This window comes from Niallia sp. MER 6 (assembly GCF_023714395.1).
Lineage (GTDB): Bacteria > Bacillota > Bacilli > Bacillales > Cytobacillaceae > Niallia.
This window is the reverse complement of record NZ_JAMAUK010000016.1, coordinates 23,549-36,514: the sequence shown is the minus strand read 5'-3', so window position 1 is coordinate 36,514 and position 12,966 is coordinate 23,549. Positions and strand designations below refer to the sequence as shown.

Genomic DNA, 12,966 nt, shown 5'->3' with positions numbered 1-12,966 from the left:
CCAATATATATAGAAAAAAACGAATTTTAGTAAATGTAGGTGAAGCATAATAAAGGGAAGAAATGAGTGAAATAAATGAACAATGTTAATGATCAACAGAAGTCGTGGTTAAGAAATATTATTCTTTTCTTAAGCAGTCAGACGATTTCTCTATTTGGTTCGTCACTTGTGCAATATGCGATTATGTGGCATATCACCTTAACGACAGAATCAGGTCTAATGATGACACTTTATATTATTTGCGGCTTCATTCCGACCTTTATTCTGTCGCCAATCGCAGGAGTGTGGGCAGACAGGTATAATCGAAAAATGCTGATTATCGTGTCAGACGGATTAATCGCCTTTTCGACTTTAATACTGGCGATTCTCTTTATGATGGGATTTGATTCGATTTGGCTCCTCTTTGTGATGGCGGCGATTCGTGCATTTGGAACAGGAATTCAAACGCCTTCTGTTGCAGCGATTTTGCCTCAAGTGGTTCCAAAGGAAAAGCTTACAAAAGTAAATGGAGCAAATGGCAGCATTCAAGCTGTTATTATGTTCATATCACCGATGGTCAGTGCTGCACTGTTAGCTAATACGACAATTGAGATAATCTTTTTTATCGATGTTATTACTGCCGCAATTGCAATTTTTACGATGCTGACATTTGTGAAAATTGCTGTTCATGAAAAAGCTGCTGTAAAGCAGACGACAAGTTATTTTGCTGATTTTAAAGAAGGCTTGCAATATATAAACAACAACAGTTTTCTTAAATCCTTCTTTTTATTCTTTGCCATCTTCTTCGTGTTAATGGCACCAGCCGCATTCTTAACACCGCTTCAGGTAACGCGAAGCTTTGGCGGTGATGTTTGGCAGCTGACTGCGATTGAACTTGCTTTTTCAATCGGCATGATTGCCGGCGGAGGAATCATTGCTGCATGGGGCGGTTTTTCCAACAAAATCAGTACAATGACACTCGCAAGCGTTATTATGGGAGCATGTACATTGGCACTTGGCATTGCTCCGGCATTTTGGCTGTATTTAATCTTCATGGGAGTGTTTGGGGCAGCAATGCCAATCTTTAATACTCCTACAACAGTACTATTACAAGAAAAAATTTCTGAAGAGTATTTAGGCAGGGTCTTTGGTGTAATGGGAATGATTTCTACTTCTATGATGCCAATCGGCATGCTTATTTTCGGACCACTCGCAGATGTTGTTGATATCGAATGGCTGTTGGTAGGCACTGGTTTATTCATCTTGATTCTCACAATATTCTTAAGCCGCAACAAGGCATTGATTGAAGCAGGGCAGCCTGCTGTAACAGAATCTTAATTAGAAGGGCGAAGAATGAATCTTCGCCCTTTTCATGTTATAACAGTAAGGAAGTATATATTTAACACTAATGTTATTTTTAGATATAATCTAATCAGAATTCTAAATTTGCAGTCAAACATCAGCAGGTTTTCATAAAAATTTTTCTAGTAAAATATAGGACAGGGTGGCAGGATGATAATTTGGATAAACGGAGCATTTGGAGCTGGGAAAACACAAACTGCACACGAGTTACATAGAAGAATACCAAACTCATGTATCTATGACCCAGAAAATGCCGGTTATTTTTTGCGGGAAAATTTGCCTGCATCTACTTTTAAAGGGGATTTTCAAGACATGCCAATGTGGCGTACCATTAATCATTCTCTATTATCTTATATTAATAAGGAATATAAGGGAGTCATCATCGTGCCGATGACGATAGTAAATCCTGTCTACTTTTCTGAAATTATTGGTGAATTAAGAAAAGAAGGTGTCACCATTCATCACTATGTATTGTGGGCTTCCAAGCCCACCTTAGTTAGTCGGCTAAAGGGGAGGGGCGAAAGAAAAGCTTCCTGGGCAATAAATCAAATTGACCGCTGTATGGAAGGCCTTTCTAATAGTGTATTTGAAAATCGGATTAATACAGATAATATCACAGTAGCTGTAGCAGCTAAAACAATTGCGGCATTGTCAGATGTTCAACTGCTGCCTGATAATCGCAGCTTCTTAAGAAAAAAATGGGATCATTTTAAGTTGAGATTACGAGATAGATAGGAGGGATAAAAATATGACAGTATCAGTCGTCGAGCTTCAACCTTACAATCCTGATTGGGAACAACAATTTGAATGGGAGAAAAAAAGAATCTGTGACGCGATAGATGGTGTAATAGAAGTTGAACATATTGGCAGCACCTCTATAAAAGGATTAACAGCCAAGCCCATCATTGATATCATGGCAGGGGTACCTAATTTAGAGCAAGTGGATAAATGGGTACCAACCTTAATGGAAATAGAATATGAATATGTGCCTAAACCAGAGTTTACAGATAGAAAATTCTTTAGAAAAGGACCGTGGGGACAAGGGATTTGCCATCTTCATATTTGTGAATACGGCAGTACAGAATGGCGAGATAAATTACTTTTTCGTAATTATCTCCGCCAACATTCGCAAGCACTTAGGGAGTATGCTTCCCTCAAAGAAGAACTGGCACATATACATAAATTTGACCGCCATGCTTATACAGACCGAAAAGGACCGTTTATTAGGAAAATAATTGAATTGGCAGCAACGAAAGATTAAGTAGTACAATAGCAGTCTATAAAGTGTAAAGGAATAATCACAATGAAGATGGAATTAGGTATCCTTATAATAGAAGAAGGAACTTTTCTTACAAACAATAGGAAAAAAGCGAAAGTGCAAATCGTAGCAGGAAAGTATCCTATATACGCAAATATTAGTGATAGTAACACAACTCCCATGACTTGTGGCAGTTTTGTTGAGGCATATGTTGATTTAGTTCAAATGAACAACACCAAAACAGTACAGTTTCATTATATAATGGATCAAAAAGAGCTGGTTGAGAAAATCTTGAAAAAAGATGAAAATATCATTCTTCATGATACATTTCATATAAGACAGGATTATTATGTTTATGACGCAAAATTATTTAAAACAGATGGTCTGTATTTCAAAGCATGGGACTCTGTCTATGAAATACAGAAACTTGCCGGGGACGATTATATAGTGCTGTATGGAAATAATGAATGGGAAAAACCATTAGCGATAGCTGTAACGGAAGGCTTGGATAAATACCATTTGTTGAAAGTAGATCACGGAAAAGCGATATCCCTAAAGACTTTTAATATACATGAAGATTTGTTTACAGATGAATTCCTAGATGCAATGGACGCACTTAAATCCATCGTTTACTTTAATAGATTATAAGAAAAAACGTTGACTCGGACGACAAGTTAAAAGGCTCTCGAAATATGAGAGCCTTTTAACATATAAGCTTATTTACCTTTTTTAACGATATTCACCGCTTCTTTTGAAACATAGAATTTGCCATTAGTTTGAACTGTAACTGTTTTAAGTTCTTTATCTTTGCCTTTGATTGTGACAATATTCTTATTTACTGGAATTTCTGCAGTTGTTTTGCCTTTTGTGACAATAAGAACAGGGTTGTTTTTGTCAGATGAGTCGATGCTGACTTTTGCGCCAATTTTTTTGAAAGCAGCTTCTGCTTCAACGAAAACTTCTTTGTCCAGCTCACCTAAATTGAATCCTAAAGCTTTTGCGGCAGACTTAGCGACATCTGTGTTTTCAATTAAACCAGTCGGTTTGCCTGGGCCGTAAGAATACATGAATAGATCCTCACCTGTATGGCCGCCTGTTGTAAAGCCAAGATTAGCTCTGTTTGCAAGCAGCTGAACAAGCGTTTTGCTTAAGTCTGCAGATGAATTTAATGCTTTTGTTTCTTCTGCAGTTGGATTGTCAATCCCGTACAATGCCGCAACTTCCAGCACATTTGATTTATCTTTATTAAGCTGCTTTAATGCACCTTCTAAAGTCATTTCAGCCTTTTTTAATGGGTCAATATAGCTTGAGACTGGAGTAGAAGGGTAAGTAGAGTTTGTGTTTTGGTTTCCGATAGAAATACCGCTGTTGCCATGATCAGATACGGCAATAACTAACGTGTTTTTATCTCTCTTCGCAAAAGCCACTGCTTCTTTTACCGCTTCGTCAAAAGCAAGTGTATCACTGATCATCCCAATTGGATCATTAGCATGAGCTGCCCAGTCCGGCTTGCTTCCTTCCACAAACAGGAAGAATCCATCTTTGTCTTTAGAAAGCGCGGAAATACCTTTTTTCGTCATTTCAGCAAGAGTTGGCTCTTCAGGATTTGTCTGCGGGCGGTCCATATCATAAGCTAAAGCTGCTGGCGCGAATGTTCCCCACAATTTTTTTGATTTAGAATTTAAGAGCTCGTCACGTGTCTCGACTATATCGTAGCCATTGTCCTCAATGACATCAACTAAATTTTCGCCGTCCTTGCGGTTTTTTGCTTCAAGAGACGTTTTACCGCCACCTAAAACTACATCCATGTTTTGGTAAACCTGCTGTTCAGCAATACTGTCATAATCAGTCCGGTGTGTTGCATGTGATGAGAATGCAGCTGGTGTGGCATGCTGGATTTCGGATGTCGAGATAATTCCAGTAGATTTCCCTTCAAGCTTAGCTCCTTCCAATACATTCGCCACCGGTTTATACGGATTATCGGCAAGGGAAGAATCTACACCAGGTGACGCAACCTTTTCAGGCAGAACCCCAACAAACTTGTCATTGGACTTATTGCCAGTTGCCATGGCCGTTCCAGCTGGTGCAGAGTCTGTGACAGCCGATTCAGCAGAATACGTGCGGACACCTCCAGACAGAATTTCGTCCATTGCAAGAGGTTCACCCTTATACCATCTAGATAGGGTAGTAGTAGTAGAGCTTACTCCATCCTTTACAAGCACAATGACATTTTTTGCCTGCTCTGATTCTTTTTTTGCTTCTACCTTTTCGTTTGCTGATGTGTAGGCAAGCGTCCCAAGTGCTAACGAGCTTGCTAGAGTAATTCCCATGACTTTTTTGTTTATCTTCATGTTAAAGTTTCCCCTTTCATACTATGAACTAATTTTTTTTGGATGGTATAGAACGGTTAATCTATTAAACTATGTAATCACCCCTAAAAAGAATATAATCAATTGCTTATGAGTATAAAGCAGTTAAGTTAATAGATTGTAAAGGAAATGTAAATTATTGATAATAACAGGAAAAATAGGAATATTTACTTACTTGATTTAAAAGCGTTTTCATTTTGTGTTAATTCTTATTTCCTGCAATTTAATTTCTTTAGTGTTTTGATTCTCACAAGCAATAGTAAGCTTGCCACATAAAATAAAACAATCAGCGACCCTGCTTTCAACAAAATCACAAGTACCGCTGTGAAAGGTTGAATCTTTACAGAAAAAGTTGAATATTACATGGAGAATGCCAGTTTTGTTTACTAATCCTACAAGCTCTCCGTAACAAATGCTTTTGCTGTAAAAGGTAGCTGTCACGATATCCTTATCTTGCGTATAGTGAAAAATAGAGTCATTTAAATAATACAGGCTGCTATCCTGAGCTGATAATAAAAAAACTTTGCCGTTTAAGTTCTCCATACGAAATCCCTTCCTTTTCTTGATTTTTATTGCAAAATAACTTCTTTCATAAAGGTAAAGTATGGAACGCATTTCAAGTCAAGGCTGTCTTGCATATAAAAAATTATTTGACCTGGGAAGCGTTTCATAATTTACGATAAAAGCAAATAAGAAGAAAGTGAGGAGAACTTATGCTGTCACTCATCTTACTTTGCTTTATAATACTTTGCGGCACATATGCTTGTATAAAAACAGCAGGAGAATCAACAGACATCACACCGATTGAAACATTTGATGACTATTTTATTGATTCACAACCAAAATCCAGAAAAAGATAAGTGAACTTTTTATAGAGAGGACCAGTAGCGGTCCTTTTTTTAGTGGATTGACCTGGTACCCGTTTCATACATTAAAATGTTTTCAATAAGTGCAGACTATTCAGGCTGAAAAAGGTGAGGATATGACCAATATTAGAGATTTGGCAAAAATGTCGGGAGTTTCCGTTTCGACAGTATCTCGTGTCTTGAACAATCATCCATATGTAAGTGAAGAAAAAAAACTAGCTGTTTTAGCAGCAATTGAATCCACGAACTACAACAGAAATATTAATGCTGTGCATTTGAGCAGGGGAAAAACACAGCTGATGGGTGTCGTGCTGCCATTTACCGATACGCCATATTTTGCGTTGCTGCTTAAGGGGATTGCTCAAAAGGCGTTAGAATATGATTATAAGCTTGTGTTGTTTCAAACAGATTATGCGGAAGAAAAAGAAATGGAAGCGTTACAAATGCTTAAGCAAAAGCAGATTGATTCATTAATTATCTGTTCAAGAAAATCCGATTTATCCCTGATTCAAGAGCATATCCAATATGGAACAATTGTCCTTTGTGAAAAAATGAAGAAAGAAAGCCTCCCTTCAACTTTTATTGATCATTATAAAGTTTTCTTCCAAGCGTTAGAGTATTTGTATCAAAAGGGTCATAAAGAAATAGGTTATTGTGTCGGTAGGAAAACTGGTGCAAACAGCTTCTTGCGAGAACAGGCTTATATGGACTTTTTAAAAAAATATGAGCTGCCGTTTAATGCTGACTACATTATGGATGATTGCCTGTATTTCGAAGATGGGGAAAAGGTAATAGAAAAGATGAAGAGACTTGATACACGACCAACTGCACTGTTAGTCACTAGTGATCAAGTGGCTGCAGGTATAATGATAGCATGTCAGAAGGAGCAACTATCCATTCCGAAACAGCTTGCGATTATCGGATTCAATAATGAGCCTATTGCAAAGATGATGAATATTACCACTATTGATATACCGCTTGTTGAGTTAGGAAACAATCTATTTCTCCAAGCAATGGGCGAAGATGTATCTAGTAAAGAAATTTCAGTTAAATTAATAGAAAGAGGAACCGTTTAAAACTTTAGGGTGATTGCATCCTAAAGTTTTTTAAATTAATGTAAAGCTTGTTTTAACCATGAAACCTTTCTGTGTAAGTAACCGTAAACTAACCATTCAAGCAAAATGGAGGTGGTAACAGTGAGTGCTGATAAACCATTTAAAGAAGAAAGCCTTCGTACAAAAATATTCATCATCACTGCAATAGTGTTACTATTCTTGGCTTCATTTGGAGTAATTACGGCAGGATATTTCTTTGGAATTATCGGGTTGTTTAAGCTGCTAGGTGTACACTATGACTCCTTTGCAGCCTTATCTTGGTTTATTGCTGGCTATATAGTATTCGGAGCAGTAGGTGAATTGTTGACAAATATCATGCGGATTTTTATGCGAAAGGCAAATAAATGGTCTGACAAGCAAATTAATGCTGGATTTCTATTCTTATCGTTTCTTGTAAGTTTGACTATTATTTCAACTTTAGATAATATGATGCACACTATTGAAATGGAAGCCGTCACAAGAGTAATAGTTTCCATTGTTTTAGCATTAGTCGATTATATAATGGATGCAAAACTAGAGAGTAAACAGGAAGACAAATAATATAATACATAGCTAGCTATTATTTGCCATTTTTCTTCATAATAAATAGAATTAAATGGAAGCATATAAATATTGGAGGTTACTATGTCTATTAAACAAGTAAAGCTTGCCTATAAGTGGAACCTTATCTTTCATGAAAAATATTCATTATTCGCTGAAATCGACTCTAAGAATAAATACAGCATTATTGACGGAGAGAATGACTTAATTGCGATCTTCTCATTAGATCAATCATCAATAGCCTTTCAATACAGTGTTTACAACCTCCAGCACAAAATTGATTTCAGCACGAAAACGATTGATATTCAACATAAACCTTATGAGGAAGAAGAATAAAAAATCTTCCTGTCTCTTCATAATAGTATAAAGAATTAGGGAACGCCCTTCAGAATGAAGGAGGGGTTTGTTCTATAGGAATGATAATTCTTGGATGCCTTCCTTAGATGAACGTAAATGAATTAGAAGAAACATTACTCAAAATAGACAAATTAACAGGAACAGATGCAAAAGCATTTCTAAAAAATCATTTATGGTTATAGAGATGGCACATTTACAGAAAGATAGGAAAGGAAGATTGGAGAAATAAATGGCATTAGAACATGAATTTTATTTAATACCGAAAACTGCGAATATCCAAGAATATTGGCAGTATACACATGAAGAAAGGACATACCTTGACTGTGTAGTCCTTCATGATGATTTAATTTTATATATCATGGATTCTTTAAAGTGGATACCAACAAAAAATCCAGGCATTCGGAATATGCCAGCGGGATATGGTATCAACTATCATGGCTTAACGCTTTTTGATAACCAATCAGCTATCACACTCAGAAATGTTTTTTCTGCATGGAGAGATTTATTTGAAAATGCACCTAAGGTAATGAAGCTTACAGGCAGCTTTGTCTGGAGCGACAAGGAAGAAGGGGAGTACGAAAGGTTAATCCTCAACCGTAATCTAGTAATCATGCAGCTTGAAAGAATGATTACAATGGCTGAGAAGTTGTTAGACGGCGAAGTTTATATATATCATAGCGGAATTTAAGGGATTGCTTTAGGGGAAAGGATAAAGGTGATGCGTTTATTAGATAGACTGCTAGACAAAAAGTCTGATGGAATAATGGGAACTTAACATTGGGCATAGGAAAATAAACAAAACATCGGCAGATTAGAAAAGGCTACTGCAAAAATAAGCTGCAGCTGTTGCAGAAAATGGACACAACAAGGACGAAAAGATGTGCAATTTCTTCGTTGATTTAAAAACTTAACGACTATTTTTGCATACAAGTAGCAATCCTAGGCCAAAGGAAAGCTAAAGCACTAATGTATTTCAAATAATACTATCATTTCGTAGCTCATTCTGCAGTTTCTTTGTTAAATTCCTGAAAATTAACTGATGGGAATTTCCTATTAGATAATGAAGAAATTCAACCGATAAATCTGACTCATAGTAAACAGTAATCCAGTGCGTTTTGTTCATATAATATCCTGGAATGATAACATCTTTATATGTTTCTTGTAATTCTTCTGATTCGGCTGGATTACATTTTAAAGTTATGTATTTTTGTCCTTTTTCATTGGTGCTTAGCATGGCAAATATTTTCCCGCCTACATGGAAACGATTTGCATTCCATTCTCCTTGAAAATCATCTGTTGCACCTAACAAACTTTTACAATATTGCTTCAAAGTATCTTCCATAAAAAACTGCCTCCCTTTTTCTCTATTATCAGAGAAAGGTGGAGGAAGGACAATCTTTCCTTATCGACAATAAATGACAAGTAACGAGAAAGATCCCGGGCTGCTTCATAGACTCCGAGATCTTCATAACATTTATAATGTATAAGACTCACCATCATCAGGGACTAATACATTAGCTGAAAATCCTTTTTCTGTTACAAAGGATTTTAATTCCTCTCTCGATAAAGTCCAGTGATTAACTGCTTCCATATGAACGGCAATGATTGTAGCTTGCGGGGCTGTTTTGTAAACTTCATAAACATCCTTTTCATCCATCACTAGCGATCCGCCTTGCAAAAATTGATTATTGCCAGCATTAACAACAATAACTTCAGGCTTATGTGTATTGATTTCTGACTCGACTCCTTCATACCAGACGGTATCACCTGCAATATATAGTGTTTTTTCGCTTTCGTGCTTAAAGACAACACCGCATACAGAACCAACCATTTTAAGTATGTCGCCTCTGCCGTGCTCGCCTTGTGTTTTAATTAGCTGAATCTCTTCAAATGTAGTGGTTTCAGCTAATATTTCGAGATTTTGAAAACCTGCTTTTTTAACTTCTTCAGCATCCTCTGCACTTTGGACGTACATTTTTATATCCTTCGGAAGGACGTTTTTGGCTGCCTCATCCCAATGGTCCAAATGTAAATGTGTCACAATGACAGCATCAACATCTTTTACAATGTCTTCAAGTGAGATGGGCAGGCTTACTAACGGATTTTTTTGATCTTGTCGTAAGGAATTTGGAAAAGGGGGATATATGCCCTTTTCAGCAAGGAATGGGTCAATTAAAAACTTTTTACCTGCGTAATGAACGATAATTGTAGCGTTGCGAATTTGTTGGATATTCATTGTGGATACTCCTTTATTGTTTATTTAAAGTATGTATATAGTTTATACTATGAGCATCAACCACTTACACAGCTTAAATCAAGTCTTTTAGCTGTTTTGCTTGATTAATGAAAGGAGTTGGATTTGTTTGTTAGACAATACAGATCTGCTTATTTTAAATGAGCTGTCCGCGAACAGCCGTATTACAATGAAGGAGCTTGGCCAAAAGGTTCATTTAACAGGGCAAGCAGCTTCGACAAGGGTTGGCAGGCTAGAGGATAATGGAATAATCGAAGGATATACCATTAAAGTCAATGAAGTAAAATTAGGCTATTATATTCACGCCTTTCTCAATATTTTCACCAAAAGCACCCACCACGAACCATATTTATCCTTTGTTAGGACGCAAGAGAAATTTATATTAAATAATTATAAGATTAGTGGAGACAGCTGTTACATACTTGAATGTAAGTTCTCCTCTAACGAACAGTTAGACGAGTTTTTAGTCAGGCTTAACAAGCATGCTAATTATAAATTATCCCTTGTCATTAAGAAGGCGTGAACTATTTAAATAAATCGAGTTAGACAGGAGAAAAGGATGAAGCGAGGAGTAAGTTTCGAAATTCCAAATTCACATGGGAATTATCTAGGGGAAATATTAAGAACAATTGATATTTCTTCCTATAATTGGCGTATGGATGGAGAAGACTATCTTGTGGAAAACGGAGAGCTAAAGGAGCCGCTGCTGCAGAGCTAATGTGATGGACGGGTTGGGGTTTTCTGAAAGGTTAGAAGACAATCTATATTATTGCATATTTGCTGATTTAAAAGCTTTTCCAAGAGGAAAGGTAATAAAAGAGATTCATACATATGACGATTTTCTAAAGAGTGATTGTCAAGTAGTGCTGTTATTAGTGGATGGCAGTTTTGTTGCAATTTATGTGAAGGATAGCCGCGCACTTGAACATCTTTATAAGCATGCAATATCACAGGGCTATGGGGGAATTGAATATATTACAGAGGAAAATGATGAAAGAATAAGGTTATCTGTTTGGTGATCTAGCTTTTCAGCTTTCTATTTTCTATAACGAAAGAAAAAACCACAATAGTAACTTGTGGTTTTTTTGATATATTCAAAGTTTGCCAGATGACCAAGAATGGTAGATGCGTTTCACTTCTCGGAACGATAATTTTGGCTTGCGATATTCATTAACGATTCCTTTGTTGTTAAAGCTCCGAGCTCTATCTCGGAAATGGGCACCATTGCTTTGCAAATCTGCTCGCGTATCTGCAAACTGCCATATATATGTTCCGCTAATCTTAGGATCATTGCGAAAGATTGTCAGTGCTTCAGTGAGGATTTTCGCTTGATAATCCTCACTGAACAGCCTCGGTTCCCAACCGGTATCACCATAGATACCTGCTCCTCCGAACTCGGTCATAATGACCGGTGTATCACCAGCTCCCATGTCTTCTGCACGCTTATGGAACTGCTGCAGCATTTCTTTAAAGCCGCCTACATTGCCTTCATACCAGCCAAAGTATTTATTAATGCCAATCACATCAAAAAGCGGGAGAAGAATATCCTCTAGAGGATGCATGGTAGCGTATGTAATCAGTCTTGAGTTGTCGAGTTGTTTCGTCTTTTGTATCAGTTGCTCAGTCATTTTGTAAGCACTGTTTGTACGTGTATCAATCTCATTATGAATCGACCAAAAGATAATGGAAGGATGGTGATAATGCATAGTAATCATTTCAGCCATCATCGTCTGTGCACGCTCCTGGAACAACGGATTACTGACGGTTTCGTCTGGCAAGAGAGCACCCCAAATGGGAATTTCGCTCCAGAACAGGATGCCGTTTTCGTCAAGTAAATCAAGCCAATACGAACTTTGAGGATAATGAGATCCGCGTACAGTATTGCACCCCATTTCTTGAATGATTTGAAGATCTTTATACATCAGCTTAGGTGGAAAAGCAAATCCCCATTCAGGATGTTCTTCGTGGCGATTGACGCCTTTAAGAAAAATAGGCGAGTCATTAATAAGAATCTGGTGATCCTTCGTTTCGATTTTCCGGAATCCAATGCGTTCCACTTTATCATCCTGTTCAAGGCATGCTTGAATCGTATACAACTCTGGCTCGCCAACATTCCATAACCGCACTTCGTTCCAATTCAGCTTTATTGTATGGTCTACAGTTTGATTTGCACAAACAGCTACATGGTCAGAATATAAGCTTTGGCCATCTTCATGAAGTGATAATGCTGTAATCATATCGGTTTGAGCGAGTGAGCTAATTCGTACTTGGAAAATGACGGCGGCATCGGCTCCTTCTAATTCATAGTCAATCTTAAGTTTCTCAATGTATAAGTCTGGTAAAAATTGCATCTCCACAGATCGAATGATACCACCATAGTGAAACCAGTCCACAAGTCTTGTCGGAATGGTAAGGTCATCAAGAGTACTATCTGTTCGAACAATAAGTTCATGCTCTCCTGCTGAAAGGGATGGGATAATGAATTCAAACGGTGTATATCCACCAAAGTGATAACCGAGATGTTGGCCGTCTAGATAGACATCGGCAGCACCGAGCACAGCATGAAAAACTAATCGGACATGGTTAGTATCCTCTATTCTTATTGTTCTTCTAAACCATGCAACACCTTCATAGTCGTACATATGCAACCCGTTATTCCAGCAAGAGGGAACATAAATGGACTTAACAGGCTGTGGAAAACGAGCAAACCATTTTTCTTTAAGACCGACATTTTCAGGATCTAACACAAAGTCCCATGGTCCATCTAAAAGACTTGTCTTACGGATATGATGTTCTTGAAAGGTTCTTAGCACAGCTATTCCTCCTTAATTTTTAATACTTGCATAGCCATCTTGGTGAGGGATTG

At 37.3% G+C, this 12,966-nt stretch carries 17 protein-coding genes; 12 read left to right on the top strand and 5 right to left on the bottom strand.

Features of this window, described 5'->3' with window-relative positions; genetic code table 11:
- Positions 1–75: 75 nt before the first annotated feature.
- The 4 genes from M3600_RS17840 (at position 76) to M3600_RS17825 (ending at position 3,247) form a co-directional block, all read left to right on the top strand.
- Entirely contained in the window at positions 76–1,317 is a 1,242-nt protein-coding gene (locus tag M3600_RS17840) for an MFS transporter (RefSeq protein WP_233315538.1), read from the top strand.
- Positions 1,318–1,491: 174 nt separating this feature from the next.
- Positions 1,492–2,076 carry an AAA family ATPase gene (locus tag M3600_RS17835; RefSeq protein ID WP_251646933.1) on the top strand — a complete coding sequence of 195 codons (585 nt, stop codon included), beginning with the start codon at positions 1,492–1,494 and terminating at the stop codon, positions 2,074–2,076.
- Positions 2,077–2,089: 13 nt separating this feature from the next.
- Positions 2,090–2,602, top strand: coding sequence for a GrpB family protein (locus M3600_RS17830; protein WP_251646931.1), 513 nt, complete (start codon positions 2,090–2,092; stop codon positions 2,600–2,602).
- A gap of 42 nt (positions 2,603–2,644) precedes the next feature.
- Positions 2,645–3,247 carry a hypothetical protein gene (locus M3600_RS17825; RefSeq protein WP_251646930.1) on the top strand — a complete coding sequence of 201 codons (603 nt, stop codon included), beginning with the start codon at positions 2,645–2,647 and terminating at the stop codon, positions 3,245–3,247.
- A 68-nt stretch (positions 3,248–3,315) separates the two neighbouring features.
- On the opposite strand, the gene M3600_RS17820 is transcribed toward M3600_RS17825, so the two are convergent.
- Positions 3,316–4,950: an alkaline phosphatase gene (locus M3600_RS17820; RefSeq protein ID WP_251646927.1), complete on the bottom strand. Its 1,635-nt coding sequence runs from the start codon at positions 4,948–4,950 to the stop codon at positions 3,316–3,318.
- A gap of 210 nt (positions 4,951–5,160) precedes the next feature.
- Positions 5,161–5,511, bottom strand: a complete 351-nt coding sequence (locus M3600_RS17815) for an avidin-fold protein (protein WP_237944073.1) — start codon at positions 5,509–5,511, stop codon at positions 5,161–5,163.
- 170 nt (positions 5,512–5,681) lie between these two features.
- Here M3600_RS17815 and M3600_RS17810 point away from each other — a divergent pair, with 170 nt between their 5' ends.
- The 5 genes from M3600_RS17810 to M3600_RS17790 all read left to right on the top strand — a co-directional run bounded on the left by M3600_RS17810 (position 5,682) and on the right by M3600_RS17790 (position 8,534).
- Entirely contained in the window at positions 5,682–5,828 is a 147-nt protein-coding gene (locus tag M3600_RS17810) for a hypothetical protein (RefSeq protein WP_233315532.1), read from the top strand.
- A gap of 122 nt (positions 5,829–5,950) precedes the next feature.
- Positions 5,951–6,910: a LacI family DNA-binding transcriptional regulator gene (locus M3600_RS17805; protein WP_251646925.1), complete on the top strand. Its 960-nt coding sequence runs from the start codon at positions 5,951–5,953 to the stop codon at positions 6,908–6,910.
- Positions 6,911–7,030: 120 nt separating this feature from the next.
- Complete coding sequence (locus tag M3600_RS17800; protein WP_233315530.1) at positions 7,031–7,489, top strand: YrvL family regulatory protein; 459 nt, start codon at positions 7,031–7,033, stop codon at positions 7,487–7,489.
- An 84-nt stretch (positions 7,490–7,573) separates the two neighbouring features.
- Positions 7,574–7,825: a hypothetical protein gene (locus M3600_RS17795; protein WP_233315529.1), complete on the top strand. Its 252-nt coding sequence runs from the start codon at positions 7,574–7,576 to the stop codon at positions 7,823–7,825.
- Positions 7,826–8,075: 250 nt separating this feature from the next.
- Entirely contained in the window at positions 8,076–8,534 is a 459-nt protein-coding gene (locus M3600_RS17790; RefSeq protein ID WP_233315528.1) for a hypothetical protein, read from the top strand.
- Positions 8,535–8,819: 285 nt separating this feature from the next.
- On the opposite strand, the gene M3600_RS17785 is transcribed toward M3600_RS17790, so the two are convergent.
- A complete protein-coding gene (locus M3600_RS17785; RefSeq protein WP_251646923.1) occupies positions 8,820–9,188 on the bottom strand; it encodes an MmcQ/YjbR family DNA-binding protein in 369 nt (122 codons plus the stop codon).
- Positions 9,189–9,320: 132 nt separating this feature from the next.
- A complete protein-coding gene (locus M3600_RS17780; RefSeq protein WP_233315526.1) occupies positions 9,321–10,082 on the bottom strand; it encodes an MBL fold metallo-hydrolase in 762 nt (253 codons plus the stop codon).
- Between the two features lie 127 nt (positions 10,083–10,209).
- Here M3600_RS17780 and M3600_RS17775 point away from each other — a divergent pair, with 127 nt between their 5' ends.
- From M3600_RS17775 to M3600_RS17765, 3 genes are read left to right on the top strand one after another with little or no spacing between them, the layout of a single operon-like run.
- Complete coding sequence (locus M3600_RS17775) at positions 10,210–10,623, top strand: Lrp/AsnC family transcriptional regulator (RefSeq protein WP_251646921.1); 414 nt, start codon at positions 10,210–10,212, stop codon at positions 10,621–10,623.
- Positions 10,624–10,659: 36 nt separating this feature from the next.
- A complete protein-coding gene (locus M3600_RS17770) occupies positions 10,660–10,818 on the top strand; it encodes a DUF2691 family protein (protein ID WP_251646919.1) in 159 nt (52 codons plus the stop codon).
- Positions 10,819–10,822: 4 nt separating this feature from the next.
- Entirely contained in the window at positions 10,823–11,119 is a 297-nt protein-coding gene (locus tag M3600_RS17765) for a DUF2691 family protein (protein WP_251646971.1), read from the top strand.
- A 75-nt stretch (positions 11,120–11,194) separates the two neighbouring features.
- Here M3600_RS17765 and M3600_RS17760 read toward each other — a convergent pair whose 3' ends face one another.
- Positions 11,195–12,913: a glycoside hydrolase family 2 protein gene (locus M3600_RS17760; RefSeq protein WP_251646917.1), complete on the bottom strand. Its 1,719-nt coding sequence runs from the start codon at positions 12,911–12,913 to the stop codon at positions 11,195–11,197.
- Positions 12,914–12,966: the final 53 nt, after the last annotated feature.

What these genes read in the sequence shown, in the direction of transcription:
- M3600_RS17785 (WP_251646923.1), bottom strand. Translation starts at nt 9,188, where the DNA reads ATGGAAGATACTTTGAAGCAATATTGTAAAAGTTTGTTAGGTGCAACA.
- M3600_RS17835 (WP_251646933.1), top strand. Translation starts at nt 1,492, where the DNA reads ATGATAATTTGGATAAACGGAGCATTTGGAGCTGGGAAAACACAAACT.
- M3600_RS17820 (WP_251646927.1), bottom strand. Translation starts at nt 4,950, where the DNA reads ATGAAGATAAACAAAAAAGTCATGGGAATTACTCTAGCAAGCTCGTTA.
- M3600_RS17840 (WP_233315538.1), top strand. Translation starts at nt 76, where the DNA reads ATGAACAATGTTAATGATCAACAGAAGTCGTGGTTAAGAAATATTATT.
- M3600_RS17790 (WP_233315528.1), top strand. Translation starts at nt 8,076, where the DNA reads ATGGCATTAGAACATGAATTTTATTTAATACCGAAAACTGCGAATATC.
- M3600_RS17780 (WP_233315526.1), bottom strand. Translation starts at nt 10,082, where the DNA reads ATGAATATCCAACAAATTCGCAACGCTACAATTATCGTTCATTACGCA.
- M3600_RS17830 (WP_251646931.1), top strand. Translation starts at nt 2,090, where the DNA reads ATGACAGTATCAGTCGTCGAGCTTCAACCTTACAATCCTGATTGGGAA.
- M3600_RS17805 (WP_251646925.1), top strand. Translation starts at nt 5,951, where the DNA reads ATGACCAATATTAGAGATTTGGCAAAAATGTCGGGAGTTTCCGTTTCG.
- M3600_RS17825 (WP_251646930.1), top strand. Translation starts at nt 2,645, where the DNA reads ATGAAGATGGAATTAGGTATCCTTATAATAGAAGAAGGAACTTTTCTT.
- M3600_RS17770 (WP_251646919.1), top strand. Translation starts at nt 10,660, where the DNA reads ATGAAGCGAGGAGTAAGTTTCGAAATTCCAAATTCACATGGGAATTAT.
- M3600_RS17795 (WP_233315529.1), top strand. Translation starts at nt 7,574, where the DNA reads ATGTCTATTAAACAAGTAAAGCTTGCCTATAAGTGGAACCTTATCTTT.
- M3600_RS17765 (WP_251646971.1), top strand. Translation starts at nt 10,823, where the DNA reads ATGGACGGGTTGGGGTTTTCTGAAAGGTTAGAAGACAATCTATATTAT.
- M3600_RS17815 (WP_237944073.1), bottom strand. Translation starts at nt 5,511, where the DNA reads ATGGAGAACTTAAACGGCAAAGTTTTTTTATTATCAGCTCAGGATAGC.
- M3600_RS17810 (WP_233315532.1), top strand. Translation starts at nt 5,682, where the DNA reads ATGCTGTCACTCATCTTACTTTGCTTTATAATACTTTGCGGCACATAT.